The sequence below is a fragment of the Pseudomonas sp. FBF18 genome, assembly GCF_024261405.1.
Taxonomy (GTDB): Bacteria; Pseudomonadota; Gammaproteobacteria; order Pseudomonadales; family Pseudomonadaceae; genus Aquipseudomonas; species Aquipseudomonas palmensis.
Map to the genome: position 1 here is coordinate 64,844 of NZ_QKRS01000010.1, position 20,850 is coordinate 85,693.

General features: G+C 67.4%; 22 protein-coding genes. 18 read left to right on the forward strand and 4 right to left on the reverse strand.

Translation table 11 applies throughout. The annotated features are described in order from the left end of the window. From DN387_RS16690 to DN387_RS16755, 14 genes are all read left to right on the forward strand, one after another. On the forward strand, positions 1-348 hold the full coding sequence (locus DN387_RS16690; RefSeq protein WP_043863115.1) for a DUF4389 domain-containing protein: 348 nt from the start codon (positions 1-3) through the stop codon (positions 346-348). Beyond that, entirely contained in the window at positions 345-800 is a 456-nt protein-coding gene (sixA, locus tag DN387_RS16695; RefSeq protein WP_054915680.1) for a phosphohistidine phosphatase SixA, read from the forward strand. Before DN387_RS16690 ends, sixA begins: the two co-directional genes overlap by 4 nt. Positions 801-826: 26 nt before the next feature. Next, on the forward strand, positions 827-1,270 hold the full coding sequence (locus DN387_RS16700; protein ID WP_043863113.1) for a hotdog fold thioesterase: 444 nt from the start codon (positions 827-829) through the stop codon (positions 1,268-1,270). 81 nt (positions 1,271-1,351) lie between these two features. Continuing rightward, a complete protein-coding gene (locus DN387_RS16705; RefSeq protein WP_043863112.1) occupies positions 1,352-1,699 on the forward strand; it encodes a hypothetical protein in 348 nt (115 codons plus the stop codon). A 92-nt stretch (positions 1,700-1,791) separates the two neighbouring features. Beyond that, a complete protein-coding gene (locus DN387_RS16710; RefSeq protein ID WP_054915681.1) occupies positions 1,792-2,586 on the forward strand; it encodes an alpha/beta fold hydrolase in 795 nt (264 codons plus the stop codon). Further along, positions 2,583-3,434, forward strand: coding sequence for an alpha/beta hydrolase (locus DN387_RS16715; protein ID WP_054915682.1), 852 nt, complete (start codon positions 2,583-2,585; stop codon positions 3,432-3,434). Before DN387_RS16710 ends, DN387_RS16715 begins: the two co-directional genes overlap by 4 nt. A gap of 115 nt (positions 3,435-3,549) precedes the next feature. After that, positions 3,550-4,359 carry a DUF4892 domain-containing protein gene (locus DN387_RS16720; RefSeq protein WP_043863109.1) on the forward strand — a complete coding sequence of 270 codons (810 nt, stop codon included), beginning with the start codon at positions 3,550-3,552 and terminating at the stop codon, positions 4,357-4,359. 11 nt (positions 4,360-4,370) lie between these two features. After that, positions 4,371-5,423 (forward strand): AI-2E family transporter, encoded by a 1,053-nt coding sequence (locus DN387_RS16725; RefSeq protein WP_043863108.1) that lies wholly within the window; start codon positions 4,371-4,373, stop codon positions 5,421-5,423. 193 nt (positions 5,424-5,616) lie between these two features. Next, positions 5,617-5,706, forward strand: coding sequence for a K(+)-transporting ATPase subunit F (gene kdpF / locus DN387_RS16730; protein WP_043863107.1), 90 nt, complete (start codon positions 5,617-5,619; stop codon positions 5,704-5,706). Between the two features lie 8 nt (positions 5,707-5,714). Then, on the forward strand, positions 5,715-7,409 hold the full coding sequence (gene kdpA / locus DN387_RS16735; RefSeq protein WP_054915683.1) for a potassium-transporting ATPase subunit KdpA: 1,695 nt from the start codon (positions 5,715-5,717) through the stop codon (positions 7,407-7,409). Between the two features lie 10 nt (positions 7,410-7,419). Further along, a complete protein-coding gene (gene kdpB / locus DN387_RS16740; protein WP_043863105.1) occupies positions 7,420-9,471 on the forward strand; it encodes a potassium-transporting ATPase subunit KdpB in 2,052 nt (683 codons plus the stop codon). Positions 9,472-9,485: 14 nt separating this feature from the next. Further along, positions 9,486-10,046, forward strand: coding sequence for a potassium-transporting ATPase subunit KdpC (kdpC, locus tag DN387_RS16745; protein WP_054915735.1), 561 nt, complete (start codon positions 9,486-9,488; stop codon positions 10,044-10,046). A 15-nt stretch (positions 10,047-10,061) separates the two neighbouring features. After that, positions 10,062-12,716, forward strand: coding sequence for a sensor histidine kinase KdpD (locus DN387_RS16750; protein ID WP_043863104.1), 2,655 nt, complete (start codon positions 10,062-10,064; stop codon positions 12,714-12,716). Beyond that, positions 12,713-13,411: a response regulator gene (locus tag DN387_RS16755; protein ID WP_054915684.1), complete on the forward strand. Its 699-nt coding sequence runs from the start codon at positions 12,713-12,715 to the stop codon at positions 13,409-13,411. Before DN387_RS16750 ends, DN387_RS16755 begins: the two co-directional genes overlap by 4 nt. A 16-nt stretch (positions 13,412-13,427) precedes the next feature. On the opposite strand, the gene DN387_RS16760 is transcribed toward DN387_RS16755, so the two are convergent. Then, positions 13,428-14,447, reverse strand: a complete 1,020-nt coding sequence (locus DN387_RS16760; protein WP_043863102.1) for a patatin-like phospholipase family protein — start codon at positions 14,445-14,447, stop codon at positions 13,428-13,430. Between the two features lie 160 nt (positions 14,448-14,607). On the opposite strand from DN387_RS16760, the gene DN387_RS16765 reads away from it, so the two are divergent. The 3 genes from DN387_RS16765 to DN387_RS16775 all read left to right on the forward strand — a co-directional run bounded on the left by DN387_RS16765 (position 14,608) and on the right by DN387_RS16775 (position 16,556). Then, the gene (locus DN387_RS16765) at positions 14,608-14,886 is read left to right on the forward strand and encodes a hypothetical protein (protein WP_043863101.1); all 279 of its coding nucleotides are present in this window, start codon (positions 14,608-14,610) and stop codon (positions 14,884-14,886) included. Between the two features lie 14 nt (positions 14,887-14,900). Next, positions 14,901-15,668: a CHAD domain-containing protein gene (locus DN387_RS16770; RefSeq protein ID WP_043863100.1), complete on the forward strand. Its 768-nt coding sequence runs from the start codon at positions 14,901-14,903 to the stop codon at positions 15,666-15,668. An 84-nt stretch (positions 15,669-15,752) separates the two neighbouring features. After that, positions 15,753-16,556, forward strand: a complete 804-nt coding sequence (locus DN387_RS16775) for an acyl-CoA thioesterase II (protein ID WP_054915685.1) — start codon at positions 15,753-15,755, stop codon at positions 16,554-16,556. Between the two features lies 1 nt (position 16,557). On the opposite strand, the gene DN387_RS16780 is transcribed toward DN387_RS16775, so the two are convergent. From DN387_RS16780 to DN387_RS16790, 3 genes are all read right to left on the reverse strand, one after another. After that, positions 16,558-16,764 (reverse strand): hypothetical protein, encoded by a 207-nt coding sequence (locus DN387_RS16780; protein ID WP_052504289.1) that lies wholly within the window; start codon positions 16,762-16,764, stop codon positions 16,558-16,560. An 84-nt stretch (positions 16,765-16,848) separates the two neighbouring features. Next, positions 16,849-18,327 (reverse strand): methyl-accepting chemotaxis protein, encoded by a 1,479-nt coding sequence (locus DN387_RS16785; protein WP_054915686.1) that lies wholly within the window; start codon positions 18,325-18,327, stop codon positions 16,849-16,851. Between the two features lie 86 nt (positions 18,328-18,413). Continuing rightward, positions 18,414-19,220 (reverse strand): TatD family hydrolase, encoded by an 807-nt coding sequence (locus DN387_RS16790; RefSeq protein ID WP_054915687.1) that lies wholly within the window; start codon positions 19,218-19,220, stop codon positions 18,414-18,416. A 164-nt stretch (positions 19,221-19,384) separates the two neighbouring features. Here DN387_RS16790 and DN387_RS16795 point away from each other — a divergent pair, with 164 nt between their 5' ends. Continuing rightward, positions 19,385-20,806, forward strand: a complete 1,422-nt coding sequence (locus DN387_RS16795) for a transglycosylase SLT domain-containing protein (protein WP_043863096.1) — start codon at positions 19,385-19,387, stop codon at positions 20,804-20,806. Positions 20,807-20,850 lie beyond the last annotated feature (44 nt).

A 20,850-nucleotide genomic window follows, 5' to 3' on the forward strand; every position in this document is an offset into this window, starting at 1 on the left:
ATGAACGAGTCCCCAAAACAGGCGCAGCGCGAATCGATCATCTTGCGTGTGCTGTGGATGCTGGTGTTCCTACTGGTATGGCAACTGGCCGAGCTGCTGCTGGGTGGCCTGGTGGTGGTGCAACTGGTGTACCGGCTGATCTACGGCGCACCCAGTGCCAGCCTGATGAACTTCGGCGACAGCCTGAGCCAGTTTCTGGCCCAGATCGGTCGCTTCGGCAGTTTCCACACCGACCAGAAGCCCTGGCCGTTCGCCGACTGGCCCACCCCGCGCGCGCCGGAAGGCGAAGCCGCCCACAGCGTGCCGCCTGCGCCACACCCGGCGCGTGACGAAGAGCCCAAGCTGTGAAGCTGTGGGTACTGCGCCACGGTGAAGCCGAGCCCCGCGCCAACAGCGACGCCGAACGCCGGCTGACCGCCCACGGTCGCGAGCAGGTGCTGCGCAGTGCCGCCCAGTTGCTCGGCTGCGCGCCGCAGGTGATCCTGGCCAGCCCCTATGTACGCGCGCAGCAGACCGCTGCGCTGGTCCACGAGGCGCTGGGTTTGGACAAGCCGGTGCAGACCGTGCCCTGGCTCACTCCCGAAAGCGACCCGCAGCAGGTCATCGCCGAGCTGGACAGGCTGGGGTTGGAGCAGGTGCTGCTGGTCAGCCATCAACCGCTGGTGGGCACGCTGGTGTGCCTGCTCGAGCATGGCCACCGCAAGGACCCCGCACCCATGGGCACCGCCAGCCTGGCCGAACTCGACGGCGACCACCCCCTGGCCGGGCTGATGACACTGCGCAGTCTCACTCCCACCTGATCGCCAACCACGACAAGGAATGCTGCATGAGCCTCTGGAAAACCCAACCCGATATCGACCAGCTCAACGCCCGCCAGAAAGGCACCATCGGCGAAGTGCTGGATATTCGCTTCGAAGGCTTCACCGACGACTCCCTGAGCGCCAGCATGGTCGTCGACCAGCGTACCCACCAGCCATTCGGCCTGCTGCACGGCGGCGCCTCGGTGGTGCTGGCCGAGAGCGTCGGCTCCATGGCCAGCTACCTGTGCATCGACACCACGCGCTTCTATTGCGTGGGCCTGGAGATCAACGCCAACCACCTGCGCGGTGTGCGCAGCGGGCGCGTCACGGCCACTGCCCGGCCTGTACACATTGGCCGCAGCACCCATGTGTGGGACATCCGCCTGAGCACCGAAGACGGCAAGCTCAACTGCATCTCGCGCCTGACCATCGCCGTCATCGCGCTGGGCGACAACCCACCGGCGACCTGATATTTCTACCAGTTGTTGCCCATGCGCTGCCTTGCTAGCGTGCCCCCAGGACCCATCGGGGGCGCGAACAGGAGTTTGGCGATGAACACACCGGATCCGGAAATGGCAGGCTCGGCCTACTTCTACGACATCGTGCGCCAGGTCGAGCGTGCCCAGGCGCTGGATTTTGCCGAGTACAACGTGCTCAAGGACAGTGCCGAGGCCAAGCTCGACGAGTTGATGCGACGCCTGGAGGGGCTGCGCGAGCTCAGGCAATTGCGCGAGACGGGCCGCCTGATGGGGCATCAGTTGCAGGCCACCTGCCTGGCACTGCGCCGGGCCGAACTGAGCCGCGAGCACAAGCGCAAGGCACGTGATGCGCTCGAGTACCAGTTGCTGTACCTGCAGGCCTGCCTGCGCCGTTCGATTGCCAGCTTCGACGCGAATTGACCTGATCGTCGTGCTCCCTGGCCTGTACGGATGTTGCCGGGTGTTGCTGCGGCGGGGAAAATGGCCCGATTCCCCTTCGCGGACAGGCGACCATGACGCAGCAGATCTTCTTCGCCCATGCCAACGGCTTCCCCTCGGCCACCTACGGCAAGCTGTTCGCTGCGCTGGCCCCCGATTATCACGTCACCCACCTGCCGCAGCACGCGCACGACCCGCGCTTTCCGGTCAACGACAACTGGCAGAACCTGGTCGATGAACTGATCCATCACCTGGAGCAGCAGCCCGAGCCGGTGTGGGGGGTAGGGCACTCGCTGGGCGGGGTGCTGCACCTGCACGCGGCGATGCGCTGCCCGCAGTACTACCGTGGGGTGGTGATGCTCGATTCGCCGGTGCTGACCCGAGCCGACGAGTGGCTGATCCAGCTGGCCAAGCGCTTTGGCTTCATTGACCGCATCACCCCGGCCGGCCGCACCCTGGGACGCCGCGAGGCGTTCGCCGACCGCGAGAGCGCCCGGGCCTACTTCACCGGCAAGGCGCTGTTTCGACAGTTCGACCCCGACTGCTTCGAGGCTTATCTGGAACATGGCCTGCAGGACGAGGGCGAGCAGTTGCGCCTGCGCTTCGACCCGGCCACCGAGATCAGCATCTATCGCAGCCTGCCCCACGTAAGCCCCGGCCCGGCCCGCCAGCTGACGCTGCCGCTGGCGATGGTGCGTGGCAGCCAGAGCCGCGTGGTACGCCGCCACCACGCGTATGCCGTGCGCAGCATGCCCAGGGGCGAGTTCCACAGCCTGCCGGGTGGGCACATGTTTCCGCTGGAGCGCCCGCATGACACCGCGAGCCTGATCAAGGGCCTGTTCGATCGCTGGCAGGAGGCGGTGCAATGAGTGGCGTGGAGGAAGTGCGCCTGAACCTGGGGCACATCGAACTGGCAGCGCACCTGTTCGGCCCGCAGCAGGGCATCCCGGTAATCGCCCTGCATGGCTGGCTCGACAACGCCAACACCTTCGCGCGCCTGGCGCCCCGGCTGCATGGGCTGCGCATCGTGGCACTGGACCTGGCCGGGCATGGCTATTCAGACCATCGGCCGGTGGGCGCCGGCTACGCGCTGTGGGACTACGCCCACGACGTGCTGCGGGTAGCCGAGCAACTGGGCTGGCAACGGTTTGCCCTGCTCGGGCACTCGCTGGGGGCGATCATCTCGGTGATCCTGGCCGGTGCCTTGCCCGAGCGGATCACCCGCCTGGCGCTGATCGACGGGGTGATCCCGCCCGGCGCCGGCCCCCAGGACACGGCCGAGCGCATGGGCATGGCCTTGCAGGCGCAGTTGCGCCAGGGCGGCAAGGGCAAGACCGTCTACCCGACCCTGGAGCTGGCGGTGCAGGCACGCATGCAGGGCATGGTCGCGGTCACCCGCGAGGCCGCCGAGCTGCTGGCCCAGCGCGGCCTGATGCCGGTGCCGGGTGGCTACACCTGGCGCAGCGACAGCCGTCTGACCCTGCCGTCGCCGCTGCGCATGAGCGAAGAACAGGCGCTGACCTTCGTGCGCCGCATCGCCTGTCCGACCCAACTGGTGGTGGCCGCCGACGGCATGCTGGCGCGCAACACCCCCCTGCTCGAGCAGCTACCCTTCAAGCTGGAACAGCTGCCGGGCGGGCATCACCTGCACCTGAACGACGAGTCGGGCGCCAGCCTTGTTGCAGACTGTTTCAATCGCTTCTTTGCCATTTCTTGACTTGCGGCGGGCAACTGTCGAGGCTTGGCGGGTTGAACAGGGAGACAACCATGACCAAGCGCGACACCGTTGCACCTTTTTTCGCCATCGAGGCCCTTAGCGCCATGGCCCGCCAATGAGTATTTCGCGTCTGATTCGAACAGGCCTTGCCGGCCTGGCCGTGCTTGCCAGCACGCCACTGATGGCCGATCAACTGCCGATTCCGGTGGATGCCAAGGTAGTGGGCCAGACCAGTGCGCAGGAACTGGAGCAGGAACAGGAGCGGGTGTACCCCCTCGGTTCGCTGCGCAAGATCAGCAATGTGGTACGCATGGAGGGCAAGGTCGAGGGCCGCGGCAAGGTCAGCTATGCCACCTACCAGCTGCCGGCCGAGCGCAGTGCCAACGAAGCCTTTACCGCCGCCCGCGAAGCCTTGCAGACCGCAGGTGGCTATCCGCTGTTCTGGTGCCAGGGGCAGGACTGCGGTGAAAGCAGCCTGTGGTCGGCGCAGCTGGCCGGGCGATTCAACCTGACCGGTGCCGACAACCAGCAGGCGTTCATTCTGTTGCGCCGCTCCGGCGCCTCCAGCGACACCCTGGTTGCGCTGTACAGCATCACCAAGGGCAATCGGCGCGCGTACCTGCATGTCGAGGAGTTCGTGGCCAACGCACCGCTGGGCGAGGTGTTGCCCACGCCGGCCACCGTGCAGCGCGAACTGCTGAGCACCGGCAAGCTCGACTATGCCGACCTCAAGGGCGAACCGCAGCCGGCCTGGGTCAACCTGCTGTCGCGCAGCCTCAACCTGAACAGTACCTTGCGCGTGACCCTGACCGGCGCCCAGGCCGAGGCCTGGCGCGAGCAACTGGTCAAGGCCGGGGTGCGCGCAGCACGGCTTGAAGTGGGTACGCAGCCGGCTGCCGGGCTGCATGTCGAACTGATCCGCTGACCGGGGCCGCTATGCTCAACAACGATCGCCTGCTGGTGCAGATCATCCTTATCGGCCTGCTGGGGGCCGGTCTGTGGGTCATGGCCCCGTTCATTTCCGCGCTGCTGTGGGGGGCGATCCTGGCCTATGCCAGCTGGCCGCTGATGCGCCTGCTCACGCGCGTGCTCGGCGGGCGCGAAACCCTCGCGGCGAGTGTACTGACGGGCGTGTGGATGCTGCTGGTGGCATTGCCGCTGGTGTGGCTGGGCTTCAACCTGGCCGACCATATTCGTGATGCCACCGCGTTCGTGCGCGACGTGCAGGTCGACGGCCTGCCCGATGCGCCGGCCTGGCTGGGCGGCATACCCTTCGTGGGGGAGCGCCTGGTCGGCTTCTGGGACACCCTCGACCAGCAGGGCGCGGCCATGCTGGCGGCGATCAAGCCACACCTGGGGCAGGTGGGCAACTGGTTGCTGGCCCGCAGTGCGCAGATCGGCGGCGGGATTCTCGAACTGACCCTGAGCCTGGTGTTCGTGTTCTTCTTCTACCGTGACGGGCCGCGGCTGTCGGCCTTCGTGCTGCGCCTGCTGAACCGCCTGATCGGCGAGCGCGCCGAATACTACCTGGACCTGGTGGCTGGCACCGTGCAACGGGTGGTCAACGGCGTGATCGGCACCGCAGCGGCGCAAGCCCTGCTGGCGCTGATCGGCTTCCTGATCGCCGGGGTGCCGGGCGCGCTGGTGCTGGGCCTGGTGACCTTCCTGCTCAGCCTGATCCCCATGGGGCCGCCGCTGGCCTGGGTGCCGGCCACCGCATGGCTGGCGTGGCAGGGCCAGTACGGCATGGCGGTGTTCCTGGGGATCTGGGGCACGTTCATCATCAGTGGCGTGGACAACGTGCTCAAGCCCTACCTGATCAGCCGGGGCGGCAACCTGCCGCTGGTGATCGTGCTGCTGGGGGTGTTTGGCGGGTTGCTGGCGTTCGGCTTCATCGGCCTGTTCATCGGCCCCACGCTGCTGGCAGTGGCCTACAGCCTGCTGCTGGACTGGACCCGCAGCGAGCCGCAGCACCCGCCGCGGGCCTGATCGCACCGGCCTGGCTGGCCGGGCCGCCCTTGCCAGGCGCCGGCCCTGCCGGCCAACGGGGCGTCCCAGCCATGCCGATTCGCTCTCTTTACGCATTCTTTATACCCAACCCTCGCTAGCCCTCTCGCCCCTTTACGCCCCCCCTCCCGACAATCACCGTCAGCGGCACCGTGCCGCGGGACGGAGATTCTTCATGAGCATTCTGGACGGGGTGTCACTGCTGCTGGCAGTGGCGTTGTTTGTGTACCTGATGGCCGCGCTGCTGCGCGCTGATCGCGGTTAGGAGCAGCCATGCACAGTTACGATTACGCATTGCTGCTGGCCTTTTTCGCCCTGGTGCTGCTGCCGGCGCCCTGGCTGGGCCGCTTCTACTACAAGGTGATGGAAGGCCAGCGCACCTGGCTGAGCCCGCTGCTGGGGCCGGTGGAGCGGGGCTGCTACCGGCTGGCCGGGGTCGACCCTGCCACCGAGCAGAGCTGGAAGACGTACGCCCTGGCGCTGCTTGCCTTCAACCTTGCAGGCTTCGGGCTGCTGTTTGCCGTATTGCTGCTGCAAGGGCACCTGCCGCTGAACCCGCAGCACCTGCCCGGCCAGGAGTGGTCGCTGGCGTTCAACACCGCCGTCAGCTTCATGACCAACACCAACTGGCAGTCCTACAGCGGCGAAGCCTCGCTCAGCTACCTGAGCCAGATGCTCGGCCTCACCGTGCAGAACTTCGTCAGCGCCGCCACCGGCCTTGCCGTGCTGGTCGCGCTGTGTCGTGGCATTGCTCGACGCTCGGCCAGCACCCTGGGCAACTTCTGGGTCGACATGACCCGCGCCACCCTCTACGGGCTGCTGCCGCTGTGCCTGCTGCTGGCGCTGCTGCTGGTATGGCAGGGTGTGCCGCAGACCTTCACCGATTATGTGCATGCACTGACCCTGCAGGGCGCCGACCAGGTGATCCCGCTGGGCCCGGCTGCCAGCCAGATCGCGATCAAGCAGCTGGGCACCAACGGCGGCGGCTTTTTCGGGGTGAACTCGGCGCACCCGTTCGAGAACCCCAGCGCCTGGAGCAACCTGTTCGAGGTGGCCTCGATCATCCTGATTCCGGTGGCCCTGGTGTTCACCTTCGGCCACTACGTCAAGGACCTGCGCCAGAGCCGCGCGATCATCGCCTGCATGCTTGCGCTGTTCGTGATCGGCGGCGCCACCGCGCTGTGGTCGGAGTACCAGCCCAACCCCACCCTGAACAGCCCGCTGGTGGAGCAGACCGCGCCGCTGGAAGGCAAGGAGAGCCGCTTCGGCACCACCGCCAGCGTGCTCTGGAGCGTGACCACCACCGCGGCCTCCAACGGCTCGGTGAACAACATGCACGACAGCCTCAACCCGCTCAGCGGCATGGTCGCGCTGGTCAACATGATGGTCGGCGAGGTGATTTTCGGCGGCGTCGGCGCCGGGCTCTACGGCATGCTGCTCAACGTGCTGATCGCGGTGTTCCTGGCCGGGTTGATGATCGGTCGTACCCCTGAATACCTGGGCAAGAAGCTGCAGGCCCGCGAGGTGCAACTACTGGTCGCCACACTGCTGGTGATGCCGGTGGGCGTGTTGGTGCTCGGCGCGCTGGCCACCAGCCTGCCGGGGCCTGCCGCCGCGGTCAGCAACCCGGGCCCGCACGGCTTCAGCCAGTTGCTGTACGCCTACACCTCGGCCAGTGCCAATAACGGCTCGGCGTTTGCCGGGCTGGGCGCCAACACCACCTTCCACAACCTGATGATCGGCCTGGGCATGTTGATCGGGCGCTTCGGCTACATCCTGCCGGTGCTGGCCCTGGCCGGCAGCCTGGCGCTGAAGAAGAGCGCGCCGGTGGGCCAGAACAGCTTCCCGACCCATGGCCCGCTGTTCGTCACGCTGTTGCTGGTGACCATCCTGCTGATCGGTGGCCTGACCTTCCTGCCGGCCCTGGCCCTGGGCCCGGTTGCTGAATACCTGAGCCTGGGCTTGTGAGGAGCCGACCATGAACCTGCCTGTTTCCGAAGTGAAGGCGGCCCCGTCCGCCACTGCCCGCACCACCTTCGCCGCGCTCTGGCGCCCGGCCCTGGTGCAGGCATTCGTCAAGCTCGACCCGCGCCAGCTCAAGCGCGCCCCGGTGATGCTGGTGGTGGAACTGACCGCTATCTTTACCACCCTGTTGTGCCTGCTGCCTAGCGACGTGCCCACCGGCGTATCGGTGCAGATCGCCGTGTGGCTGTGGTTCACCGTGCTGTTCGCCAACTTCGCCGAGGCCCTGGCCGAAGGCCGTGGCAAGGCCCGCGCCGACAGCCTCAAGGCCGGCAGCCAGGGCCTGAACGCGCGGCGGCGCATGGCCTCGGGCGAGTTCGAGGTGGTGCCGGCCAGTGACCTGCGCAAAGGCGATGTGGTGCGTGTGGATGCCGGGGAGATGATCCCCGGTGACGGCGAGGTGATCGAAGGGATCGCCGCAGTCAACGAGGCGGCAATCACCGGCGAGTCCGCACCGGTGATCCGCGAGTCTGGCGGCGACCGCTCTGCGGTCACCGGCAACACCCGGCTGGTGTCCGACTGGCTGCTGGTGCAGATCACCAGCAACCCGGGCGAGTCGACCCTGGACCGCATGATCGCCCTGGTCGAGGGCGCCAAACGCCAGAAGACGCCCAACGAGGTGGCCCTGGACATCCTGCTGATCGGCCTGACGCTGATCTTCCTGGTGGTAGTGGTCACGCTGCAGCCCTTCGCGCACTTTGCCGGTGGCAGCATCCCGATGGTGTTTCTGGTGGCCTTGCTGGTGACCCTGATCCCCACCACCATCGGCGGCCTGCTGTCGGCCATCGGCATCGCCGGCATGGACCGACTGGTGCGGCTCAACGTGATTGCCCGTTCGGGGCGTGCAGTGGAAGCGGCCGGCGATGTGCACGTGCTGCTGCTGGACAAGACCGGCACCATCACCTTCGGCAACCGCCGTTGCAGTGCGGTGCACGCCGCCCCCGGCATCACTGCCCGCGAGCTGGGCGAGGGCGCCTTGCTGGCCTCGCTGGCCGACGACACCGCCGAAGGCAAGTCGATCGTCGACTACCTGCGCCAGTTGCATGACTTCACCCCACCCGACGCTGCACACCTGGTGCCGGTGGCCTTCAGCGCCGAAACCCGCCTGTCGGGCGTCGACTTCGGCGCCCAGCGCTACCGCAAGGGCGCGGTGGATTCGGTACTGGCGTTCGTCGGCATGCAACGCCTGGACCTGCCGGCCGCCCTGGCCCGTGAAGTCGACCGCATTGCCCAGAGTGGCGGTACCCCGTTGCTGGTGTGCGTGGACAAGCGCCTGCTGGGCGTTATCCACCTCAAGGACGTGGTCAAGCCCGGCATTCGCGAGCGCTTCGCCGAGCTGCGCAAACTGGGCATTCGCACCGTGATGGTGACCGGCGACAACCCGCTGACCGCCGCGGCGATTGCCGCCGAGGCCGGGGTCGACGACGTGCTGGCCGAGGCCACGCCGGAGAAGAAGCTGGCACGCATTCGCCAGGAACAGAACGACGGGCGCCTGGTAGCCATGTGCGGCGACGGCGCCAACGACGCCCCGGCGCTGGCCCAGGCGGATGTCGGCATGGCCATGAATGACGGCACCCAGGCGGCCCGCGAGGCGGCCAACATGGTCGACCTGGACAGCGACCCGACGAAGTTGCTGGATGTGGTACAGGTGGGCAAGGAGCTGCTGGTGACCCGTGGCGCGCTCACCACCTTTTCCATTGCCAACGACGTGGCCAAGTACTTCGCCATCCTGCCGGCGCTGTTCGCTGCGATCTACCCGCAGCTGGGCGTGCTCAACCTGATGCAACTGGCCAGCCCGCAGAGCGCCATCGTCTCGGCGATCGTGTTCAACGCGCTGATCATCGTGGTGCTGATCCCGCTGGCGCTGCGCGGGGTACGGGTGCAGGCCGCCAGCGCTGCCCACCTGCTGCGGCGCAACCTGCTGATCTACGGTCTGGGCGGGCTGCTGGTGCCGTTCGTGGGGATCAAGCTGATCGATCTGGCGCTCAATGCGCTGCACCTTGTGTGAACTGGGAGATGAACATGACTACGCTAGTACGCCCGGCCCTGAGCCTGATTGTGCTGATGACCCTGATCACCGGCGCGGTGTACCCGCTGGTGGTCACCGGGGTCGCCCAGGTGGCGTTCCCCGAGCAGGCCAACGGCAGCCTGCTGCGCGACGACAGTGGCCAGGTGCGCGGCTCTCGCCTGCTGGCCCAGCCGTTCAGTGGCGCGGGCTGGTTCCAGCCGCGGCCCTCGGCGGCCGACTATGCCACGGTGTCCAGCGGTGCCAGCAACCTGGCGCCGAGCAACCCGGCGTTGGCCAAACGCGTGGGCGAGCAGGCCCAGGCGCTGTATGTGCCGGCACAAGGCCCGGTGCCGCTGGCGCTGCTGACCACCTCCGGCAGCGGCCTGGACCCGCACCTGCCGCCAGCAGCCGTGGCCTATCAGCTGGCGCGGGTGGCAGCGGCGCGGCAATTGCCGCTGCCCACCTTGCAAGCCCTGGTGGAGCAGTCCACCCTGCACCCACTGGTGGGGCCGCCGGTGGTCAATATCCTGGCCCTGAATGCGGCCCTCGACCAGCTCGCACCTGCTTCGAAATAAGGACGTGTGTCGACCATGAGTGATTCTGAACGCGCCGATGCGTTGTTGGCCGAGTTGCCGCGCGAGGGGCGCGGCCGGCTCAAGGTGTTCCTGGGCGCAGCGCCCGGCGTAGGCAAGACCTACGCCATGCTGCAGGCGGCCCATGCGCAGTTGCGCCAGGGGGTGAGGGTGCTGGCGGGCATCGTCGAAACCCATGGGCGCAGCGAAACCGAGGCGCTGCTGGGCGGTTTGCCGCAACAGCCGCTGGTGCGCTCCGAGTACCGTGGCGTGCAGTTGGAGGAAATGGACCTGGACGGCCTGCTCAAGGCCGCCCCGCAACTGGCGCTGGTGGACGAGCTGGCCCACAGCAACGCACCCGGCAGCCGCCACGCCAAGCGTTGGCAGGACGTGCAGGAGCTGCTGTCGGCCGGTATCGACGTGTACACCACGGTCAACGTGCAGCACCTGGAAAGCCTCAATGACCATGTGCGCGGCATCACCGGCGTGCAGGTGCGCGAAACGCTGCCCGACTGGGTGCTGCAGGAAGCCTTCGAACTGGTGCTGATCGACCTGCCGCCGCGCGAGCTGCTCGAACGCCTGCGCGACGGCAAGGTGTACGTGCCGGAGCAGGCGCGGGCGGCGATCGATGCGTTCTTCACCCAGACCAACCTGACGGCCCTGCGCGAGCTGGCGATGCAGACCGCCGCCGCCCAGGTCGATGCCGACCTCGCCCACGGCTACCGCAGCCTGGGCCAGGATGCGCCGGCGCTGCGTGGGCGCCTGTTGGTGGGGGTGGATGGCGATGCCCAGGCCGAGCGTCTGGTACGTCATGCCAGCCGCGTGGCACAGCGCCGCCACCTGCCCTGGAGCCTGGTGCACGTGGACAACGGCCGCCTGCGCGACGAAACCGCACGCCAGCGCCTGCAGGCCGCCCAGCAGCTGGCCGAGCGGCTGGGCGGCGAAGTGGTGGTGCTGCGCGCCGGCGAGGTGGCCAACACCTTGATCCAGCATGCGCTGGAGCGGCGTGCGAGCCTGGTGCTGGTGGGCCAGTCGCGTGATCGGCTGCGTCGGCGCTGGTTCGGTGCCGGTGTGGCGGCGCGCCTGTTGCGCGAGGCCCACGGGCTGGAAATCAACGTGCTCGACCGCGACGCACAGCCAGAACCGGTCAGCGCTCCGGTGGCGCGAGCCTGGGCCTGGCGCCACTACCTGCTGGCGCTGCTTGCCACCGTGCTGGCCAGTGCACTGGCCTGGGGCGTGGCCGGTGTGCTGGCGCTGCCCAACATCTCGCTGGTGTTTCTGGCAGCAGTGCTGCTGGTGGCGGTGCGCAGCAGCTTGGGCCCGGCGCTGGTGTGCGCCGCGCTGTCGTTTCTGGCCTACGACTTTCTGTTCATACCGCCGAATTTCTCGCTGAGCATCCAGCGCGAGGAGGACGTGCTGACCCTGGTGTTCTTTCTGCTGATGGCCGCCCTGACCGGCAACCTGGCGGCGCGCCAGCGGCGTCAGTTGCAGGCGCTGCGCGAAACCCAGGAGCAGACCGGCCAATTGCTGGACCTGACCCGCCGGCTGACCGCAGCCACCGACCGCCAGGCGGTGTTCAATGCCGCCAGCCACCACCTGGAGGGCTGGACGGACGTGCAGATGTGCCTGCTCGAACGCGATGCCGAAGGTCGCCTGCAGGTGGCCAGCGGCGGTGCCCTGCAGTTCAATGACACCGAGCGGGCGGCCGCCGACTGGGCCTGGCAGCATGACCAGGCCGCCGGCCTTGGCAGCGACACCTTGCCCAACGGGCGCTGGTGGTGGTGGCCGCTGTCGGTGGAGGAAGGCCCGCTGGCCCTGCTGGGGGTACGCCCGCGCGAGGGCCAGGTGCTGACGGCTCAGCGCCGGCGCCTGCTCAAGGCCCTCAGCCAGCCATTGGCCCAGGCCCTGGCCCGGGCGCGGCTGGCCGATCAGCTGGAGGCGGCGCGCCTGCACGGCGAAACCGAGCAGTTGCGCAGTGCCTTGCTGGCCTCGGTGTCCCACGACCTGCGCACCCCGTTGACTGCCATGCGCGGCAGCATCGACAGCCTGCTGGCACTGGGTGAGGCAATCAGTCAGCACGACCGTCGCGAGCTGCTCGAAGGCACCCGCGACGAGGCCGAGCGCCTGGACCGTTACATCCAGAACCTGCTCGACATGACCCGCCTGGGGCATGGCGGGCTCAAGCTCGCGCGGGACTGGGTGGCGCCGACCGACATCGTCGGCAGCGCCCTGAGCCGCCTGCGCGTGGTGCTGGCCCCGTTGCAGTTGCGCACCGAGGTGCCGGCAGAGCTGCCGCTGCTGTTCGTGCATGCCGCACTGATCGAGCAGGCCCTGATCAATGTGCTGGAGAACGCGGCACGCTTCTCGCCGGCCCACGGGCGCCTCGAACTGCGGGTGAGTGTGGAAGGCGAGCAGCTGTGCCTGGCCGTCGCCGACGAGGGCCCGGGGATTGCGCCGCAGGACCGGGCGCGCATCTTCGACATGTTCTACACCGCTGCGCGCGGGGACCGGGGCGGGCAGGGCACGGGGCTGGGGCTGGCGATCTGCCAGGGCATGATCGGCGCCCATGGCGGGCAGATCCGTGTAGAGGACGGCATCGATGGCCGTGGCACCTGCATCACACTATGCTTGCCGCTTCCGGCCCAACCTGAACTGGACAGCGAGACCCCATGAGCCAGACCGCGACCGTGCTGGTCATCGACGACGAACCGCAGATCCGCAAGTTCCTGCGCATCAGCCTTGGCTCGCAGGGCTACAAGGTGCTGGAGGCGGGCACCGGTGCCGAGGGCCTGAGCCAGGCGGCGCTGGGTCGGCCGGAGCTGGTGGTGCTCGACCTGGGGTTGCCCGACATGGACGGGCAGCAGGTGCTGCGCGAACTGCGCGAATGGAGCCAGGTGCCGGTGCTGGTGTTGTCGGTGCGGGCCAGCGAAGTGCAGAAGGTCGAGGCGCTGGACGGCGGGGCCAATGACTACGTGACCAAGCCGTTCGGCATCCAGGAGTTTCTGGCGCGGGTGCGCGCATTGCTGCGCCAGGCGCCCCAGGCGGTGGCCGAAGAGTCGGCGCCGCGCTTCGGCCCGTTGACCGTGGACCTTGCCTACCGGCGCGTGACGCTGGAGGGCGAGGAGGTGGCGCTGACCCGCAAGGAGTATGCGTTGCTGGCGCAACTGGCGCGTCACCCGGGGCGGGTGATCACCCAGCAGCAGTTGCTCAAGGATATCTGGGGCCCCACCCATGTGGAGGACAGCCACTACCTGCGCATCGTGGTGGCGCATGTGCGGCAGAAACTGGGGGACGACCCGACGGCGCCGCGGTTCATCGTGACCGAGCCGGGGGTGGGGTATCGGTTGATCGGGCCGGAGCAGGCTTGAGGGCCTCTTCGCCGGCCTAGCGCCTCTCGGCCTCATAGTTGTCCAGCGTATCACGTGCAATCTCGCGTCCCAGCGCGATCAGCTCCGGCGCCTTGTAGAACTCGAAGAACCGGCACACCCGCTTGGGCACGTTGATCAGTACATCCGGCGGGTAGCCGGCGATCTTGTACTGCGCCAGCGACGTCTGCATCACCTCGAAGCTCTGGTTGATCAGGTCCAGCAGCGAAGCCGGGCCCACGTTGTCGACAATGAACGAGCCGGCCGCCGATTTCGGCGCGCCGTCAGTCTCGGGCGCCGCCGAGGGCTGCTGCGCCTCGGGCTCGGCCGCATCGCTGAGCCACGGGTTGGGCGCCGCCTGCTCGATGCGGATCAGCCCTTCGGCGGCCTTGCGCCGGAACGGCAGGTGCGAGCCCAGCGAGTTGATCAGGTTGTCGAAGCGCAACTTGAACGCCGCCGGCCGCTCGATCACCGGCAACTGGTAATGCTTCTGGTTGGTGGAGTTGAGGTTCACCGCCACGATCAGGTCGCAGTGGCTGGACACCACCGGGATGATCGGCAACGGGTTGAGGATGCCGCCATCGACCAGCATGCGGTTGCCCTGCACCACCGGGGTGAACAGGCTGGGGATCGCCGCCGAGGCGCGCATGGCCTGGTGCAGGCAGCCTTCCTGGAACCAGATCTCCTGCTGGTTGGTGAGGTCGGCCGCCACTGCGGTGTAGGGGATGCGCAGGTTCTCGATGTTGACCTCGCCGACGATCTTGCGGATCTGCCCGAACACCTTCTCGCCGCGAATCGCGCCCAGCCTGAAACTCACGTCCACCAGGCGCAGCACATCCAGGTAATCCAGGCTCTCGATCCAGCGTCGGTATTCGTCGAGCTTGCCGGCGGCGTAGATGCCGCCGATCACCGCGCCCATCGAACAGCCGGCAATGCAGGCGATGTCGTAGCCGCGCCGCTCCAGCTCCTCGATCACGCCGATGTGTGCATACCCTCGGGCGCCCCCCGACCCCAGCACCAGTGCTACGCGTTTGCTCATGGTCGTTCCTTGCGGCTGTTCTGCTCGTGGGCCTAACAATGCACCCATTCAGGGCTGTGCTTCAATCGTGACAAGCGCTGGGCTACGCTGAGCAGGGCACTTTTCAGCGTGCGTGCCGTCGAAGTGCCACCCCGAACATTTTCCTTTTGAGGTAACACCGATGAAAGCCTGGATCTGCCTGCCCCTGATTGCCCTGGTACTGAGCGGCTGCGCCGGCAAGACGGCGTACCGGGACAGCTGCGCCAATCAGCTGGATTCGGCCTGGAAGGAGCTGGACCTGGCCAAGGCCGAGGGCTTCGCCGGCACGGTCAGCTATTCCAAGGCCCTGTCGCTGCTGACCGGCGCCAAGACCCAGCAGCAGTTCGAAGCCTTCGAAGGCTGCAGCAACAAGGCCGAGAAGGCACGCTTCTACATCCGTGAATCGCGCGCCGGGCGCTGAGGGAGGACCAGGCCATGTCGGCAATGCTCGACCATGTGATCGCCCAGGTGCTGACCCTGCACGTGCGCCTGCTGGCCTGCCAGGCGCGCCTGGCGGCCAATACCGACAGTGAGGCGCTGCATGACCTGCGTACTAGCGTGCGTCGCCTGCGCAGCCTGCTGCGGCCCCTGCGCGGGCTGCCGGGGGTGGACAAGCTGGAGGATGCTGCCGCCGAGCTGGGGCGCCTGACCACGCCGCTGCGCGATCGCGAGGTGCTGGCCGCGCAGTTGCTCGAACGCGGGCTGCCCGAGGTGGCCCGCCAGCAGCTTGGCGACCCGGCCCGCACCTTTGCCCGGGTGGCGGCCAGCGCCGAGCTTGCGCGGCTGCTGGCGATCATCGATGCCTTCCCGATGTTCCTGCGCGCGGCCCAGCGCCAGGGCCTGGTACGCCGCCTGGAGGCGCGGGTGGGCAAGCGCCTGCACAAGCAGTGGCGCAACCTGCAGGCGGCCATGAACGACCCGGCGCACGACCGCCACCGCCTGCGCCTGCTGATCAAGCGGGTGCGTTATGGCGCCGAGGCCTATCCACAGCTCGAACGCCTGCGCCCGGCCCTGCGCCGAGGGCTCAAGCGCGCCCAGGGCGATCTGGGCGACTGGCACGACCTGTTGCAGTGGCTGTTGCAGGCCGAGCAGCAGCCTGGCCTGGCGCCCTGCGTGGCGCACTGGCAGGCGCAACAGGCGGCGGCCGAGCAACGTGCCGACCGCACGCTGGAGACACTGCTGAGCGAAATCCAACGTCGATAAGTCGCGTGTTTGGCGCAAATGCGGCCTGTGCGCGGCGCGGCGGCTGGTTAACATCGCCACATTTGCCCACTGGTCGAGGTCCCGATGAATTTTTCCCAACTGCTCACCGCCGTGCGCCTGCAGCCCCAGGCGGTGACCATCCCGGCCGAATGGGCCCAGGGGCGTGCCTGTTTCGGCGGGCTGATGGCGGCGCTGGTGTACGAGGCCATGCACGCCAAGGTCGCCCCGGACCGTCCGGTGCGCTCGCTGGCCATCACCTTCGTAGGGCCGGCCGAGCCTGGGGTGCCGATCAGTTTCGAGGTGGAGCTGTTGCGTGACGGCAAGGCGGTCAGCTCGCTGCTGGGGCGCGCGGTACAGAATGGCCAGGTGGTGACCCTGGTGCAGGGCAGTTTCGGTGCCGGGCGCGATTCGGTGGTGCAGGTGCCAGGGCTGGCGCCGGTGCCGATGAAAAGCCTTGCCGAGTCCAGCCCCGAGTTGCCCTTCATCAAGGGCGTGACCCCCGAGTTCATTCGCCACCTGGCCATGCGCTGGGGCATTGGCGGCTTGCCGTTCAGCGGTAGCCGGTCACGCGAAATGGGCGGCTGGGTGCGCCTGCGCGGTGAGGATGTGGTCGAGGAGCCGGTGACCGAAGCCCACCTGCTGGCGCTGGTCGATGCCTGGCCACCGGCGTTGATGCCGCACCTGAGCACGCCCGCTGCCGGCAGCACCCTGACCTGGACCATCGAGTTCGTGCAGCCGGTGGCCAGCCTGACCACCCTGGACTGGTGCCAGTACTGCGCCCAGATCGACTATGCGCGTGACGGCTACGGCCATGTGGCGGCTGCCTTGTGGAACGGGGCCGGTGATTTGCTTGCCATCAGCCGCCAGACGGTGACCGTGTTCGCCTGAATCACTGGCGCTGGCGCTCCACCGCCACACCGGCCAGCAGGCCGATGACGCCGACGGCCAGGGTGCCCAGGTCGGCGTCGAGCGCACCGCTCAAGACCAGCAGCGCGCCGATGGCCAGCAGCGGCAGTGCAATCAGCTGCAGCGCGATGTTGGTAGGGGTACGAGGGGCGTGATGCCAGTGGGGCAGGTGAAACAGGTGCTTGTTCATCACGGTTCTCCTCAAGGTGCAAAACGGATAACCCAAGCGTAGTTTGGCCCCCGCCAGGGGGCCAATTGCGCGCGGCTATCGCGTTTATAGCTTGAGTTGACCGATGGCCTTGTTCAGCTCGCCGGCCAGGGTGGCCAGTTCGCTGCTGGTGGTGGCCGAGTCGACGGTCTGCTGCACGGTCTCTTCGGTCACGTCGCGGATGCTCACCACTGCGCGGTTCATCTCTTCGGCCACCTGGCTCTGCTGTTCGGCCGCCACGGCGATCTGGGTATTGCTCTCGCGCATCTGCGCCACCGCGCCGGTGATCTCCGCCAGGGCCTCGCCGGCTTCCTGGGCCTGCTTGACGCAGTCGTCGGCCTTGAACGAGCTCTCGGTCATGAACTCCACCGCATCGCGGGTGCCGGCCTGCAGGGCAGAGACCATGGTGGTGATTTCATCGGTGGAGCTCTGCACGCGCTTGGCCAGGTTGCGCACCTCGTCCGCCACCACCGCGAAACCGCGGCCCAGGTCGCCGGCACGGGCCGCCTCGATCGCCGCGTTGAGGGCCAGCAGGTTGGTCTGTTCGGCGATGCTGTGAATCACCCCGACCACGCTGTTGATCTTCTGGCTGTCCTCGGCCAGTTGACGAATCATCTCGGCCGTCTGCTGCACGCCGGTGGAGAGCCCCGAGATCGACGACTGCACGCGGCTGACCACGTCCTTGCCGCTGCCGGCCAGGGTGTCGGCGCTTTGCGACAGGTCGCGTGTGGCGCCGGCATGCTGGGCGATGTGGTAGACGGTGGCGGTCATTTCGTTGATGGCGGTGGCGGCCTGGTCGGTTTCGCTCTGCTGGCCGAGCATGCCGTGGCGCACCTCGTTCATGCTGGCGGCCAGGCGCGCGGCGCCGGCATCCAGCTGCGCGGCGGTTCGCGCCACGGTGTTGACCACGCGGTGGTAGGTGGTCTGCATGGCGTTGAAGGCGCTGGCCATCTGGCCGATCTCGTCGCCGCAGGACAGCGGCACCCGTGCCGACAGGTCACCGGTCTTCTCGACGTGCAGCATCACGTCCTTGAGGATGTTGAGCTGGCTGAGCAGGAAGCGGATCAGCAACTGCGAGGCGCACAGCATGGCCAGCATCAGGATCAGCACGCACACCGCATAGTTGACGAAACGGTCGGTGAACACCTGCGCCATGCTCGGGGCCTGGGCCAATACCGCGATCTGCTGGCCATCACGCTGGATGACCTGCGCGCCGATCAGCGGGTCGCTGCCCAGCAGCGGCATGCCGTTCAGCTCGACCCAGCCCTGGGCAGTGGCCAGGGCCGGCAACGCCTGGCCATCGAAGGTGGGCGCCTGCCCGGGTGTGAAGCTTACCCAGGTGGCGTTCTGCGGCAAGGCCTGGCCGGCGGGCCAGGCGGCCAGCAGGCGGGCTTCGGATTGCACCCGGGCCTGGGCCGTCTCGGCCCTGGCGCGGGTTTCCAGGTGCACCGCATACAGCACCACGAACAGGGTTGTGACGAAGGCGACTGCGTTCACCGCCCAGAACTTGTACTTCAGTGAGATATTGCTGAGCCAGGCACCCATGGATAGGTCTTCTCTGATTGAGCGGAAACAATTTGGCAAGGTGCCATCAGTGTGCCAGCCAATTCAAAGACAAATCTTGATATGCGTCAAACTATGTCGGGGAGCCCGAAGAAGCGCCGGGCGCAGTCGCTGGTGTGCGCAGCCACCTGCTCGGGTGTCTCGCCCCGGTGCAGGGCCACTTCGCGCAGCACTTCGGGCAGGTAGGCCGGTTCGTTGCGACCGCTTTTGGGTTTGGGGCGCAGGGTCCGGGGCAGCAGGTAGGGGGCGTCGCTCTCCAGCATCAGGCGGCCAGTGGGGATGCTGGCAACCAGCGGGTGCAGGTGGGTACCGCGACGTTCGTCGCAGATCCAGCCGGTGATGCCGATGTGCAGGTCCAGGTCCAGGTAGCTGAACAGGGCGCTGCGCTCGCCGGTAAAGCAGTGCACCACGGCGGCGGGCAGGTGGTCGCGGTAGTCCTTGAGAATCTGCAACAGGCGTTCGTTGGCATCACGCTCGTGCAGAAACACCGGCATCTGCAGCTGCACCGCCAGCGCCAGTTGTTCTTCCAGGGCCTTTTCCTGTTGCGGGCGCGGCGAGAAGTCGCGGTTGAAGTCCAGCCCGCATTCACCCACCGCGTGCACCCGTGGCTGTTCGAGCAGCGCGCGCAGATGGCGCGCGGTGTCGCTGTTCCAGCTGCTGGCATCGTGGGGGTGTACACCGGCCGTGCTGAACAGTCGCCGGGCCTGCGGGTCGAGTTGCTCGCACAGGTGTAGCGCGGCTTCGCTGCCGGCCAGGCTTGTACCGGTCACCAGCATCTGATGCACCCCGGCGGCCTCGGCACGCTGCAAGATGGCCTCGTGCTTGCCGTCGAAACTTGGGTTGGTCAGATTGACGCCGATGTCGATGAGTTGCATGGTGCTACCTCAGGTTGTGCGGCAAAAGCGCTTGGCAGCGCCGAAAAATACCAATAACGCCAAGAACTTCAAGAAGTTGTCGCGGTCTTTTGCGGTCAATTGTCACGGACCGACCGCTCATTATGGCGTCAAATACTCAATCGCGGCCCTTTGCCGGAGACCGGATGACGCGATCACTTTGGCTTTTTTTGCTGTGTGTGGGCCTGCTGTGCGCCGGCCCGGCCCACGCACGCCTGCCCGGCCCGCAGCAGGCGGTGCCTGCGGCCAAGGTGCGCGACCTGGCGCAGATCCGTGAAAGCCGGGTGTTGCGCGTGCTGGTCAACCAGAGCCGCAACAGCTCCGGCGAGGTCAAGGGCCAGCCGGTGGGCATCGAATACCATCGGTTGATCGCCTTCGAGCACTATCTCAACGGGCGTGCCCGTGACGGTCAGCAGATCCGCCTGAAGATCATCCCCAAGGCCAAGGACCAGTTGATCGGCGCATTGCAGCGTGGCGAGGGCGATCTGGTGGCGCCCGGCGAGCTGATCGATTTGAGTTCCACCCGCGGGGTGATGGCCAGCGACCCGGTGCTGGAGAATGTGCCGCTGGTGCTGGTGGGGCGCAAGGGCGAACGGACCTACCAGCGCGTCGAGCAGCTTGCCGGCCGCACCGTGACCCTGACCAGTTCGAGTGCGGCAGGCGATACCCTCCACGAAATCAACCAGCGCCTGGCCCTGCGCAAGCTGGCGCCGCTCAAGGTGGAATGGGCGGACCCCAGCCTTGCGGTGGAGGATGTGCTGGAAATGGTGCAGGCCGGCATCTTCCACCTGACCGTGGTCGAACAGCCGATTGCCCGGCGCTGGGCGCAGGTGATGCCCAAGCTGCTGGTGCAGCGCAAGGTGCAGCTGGCCCAGCCCGAGGCGATGCATTGGTACGTGCGCCGCGACGCGGCGATGCTGCACGCCAGTGTCGATCGCTTCCTCAAGGGGTATCACGCCCCGGCCGATCAGGATGTGGCGTTCGAGCGTATCTACCGGCGCCTGTACAAGGTGCATTACCCGCTGGCCCAGGCCAACCGCCAGCGCCTGGAAAAACTGCGGCCGGTGCTGCAGCGTCACGCCCAGGCCCAGAACCTGGACTGGCTGAACCTGGCGGCACTGGCGTTCAAGGAGTCGGCCCTTGACCCGGCGGCCAGGGGCGCAGGTGGCGCCCATGGGCTGATGCAGATCACCCCCGGTGCGGCGCAGCGGGTGGGGATCAGCGATATCGCCAATGTCGATGGCAATGTACAGGCCAGCGCGCGCTACCTGGCACTGATCCGGCGCAAGTTCTTTTCCAGCAACCAGCTCAACGAACGCGAGCGCATGGCGTTCGTGCTGGCCGGCTACAACCTGGGACCGGAGCGGGTTCAGGCCATGCGGGCCGAGGCGCGGCGACGCGGCCTGAACCCCAACCAGTGGTTCTTTCAGGTAGAGCGTGTGGCGCTCGAGCAGGTGGGAATGGGGCCGGTCAGCTATGTTAATAGCGTCAACAAGTACTTTCTGGCATTCGACCGCGAACGCGACGCGCTGGAAGCCCGGGGACGAAAAGTGGCCTCACGCAAGTAATCGAAAATTACGATTGGTATGTGCAGATAATCGCGATTTTAACA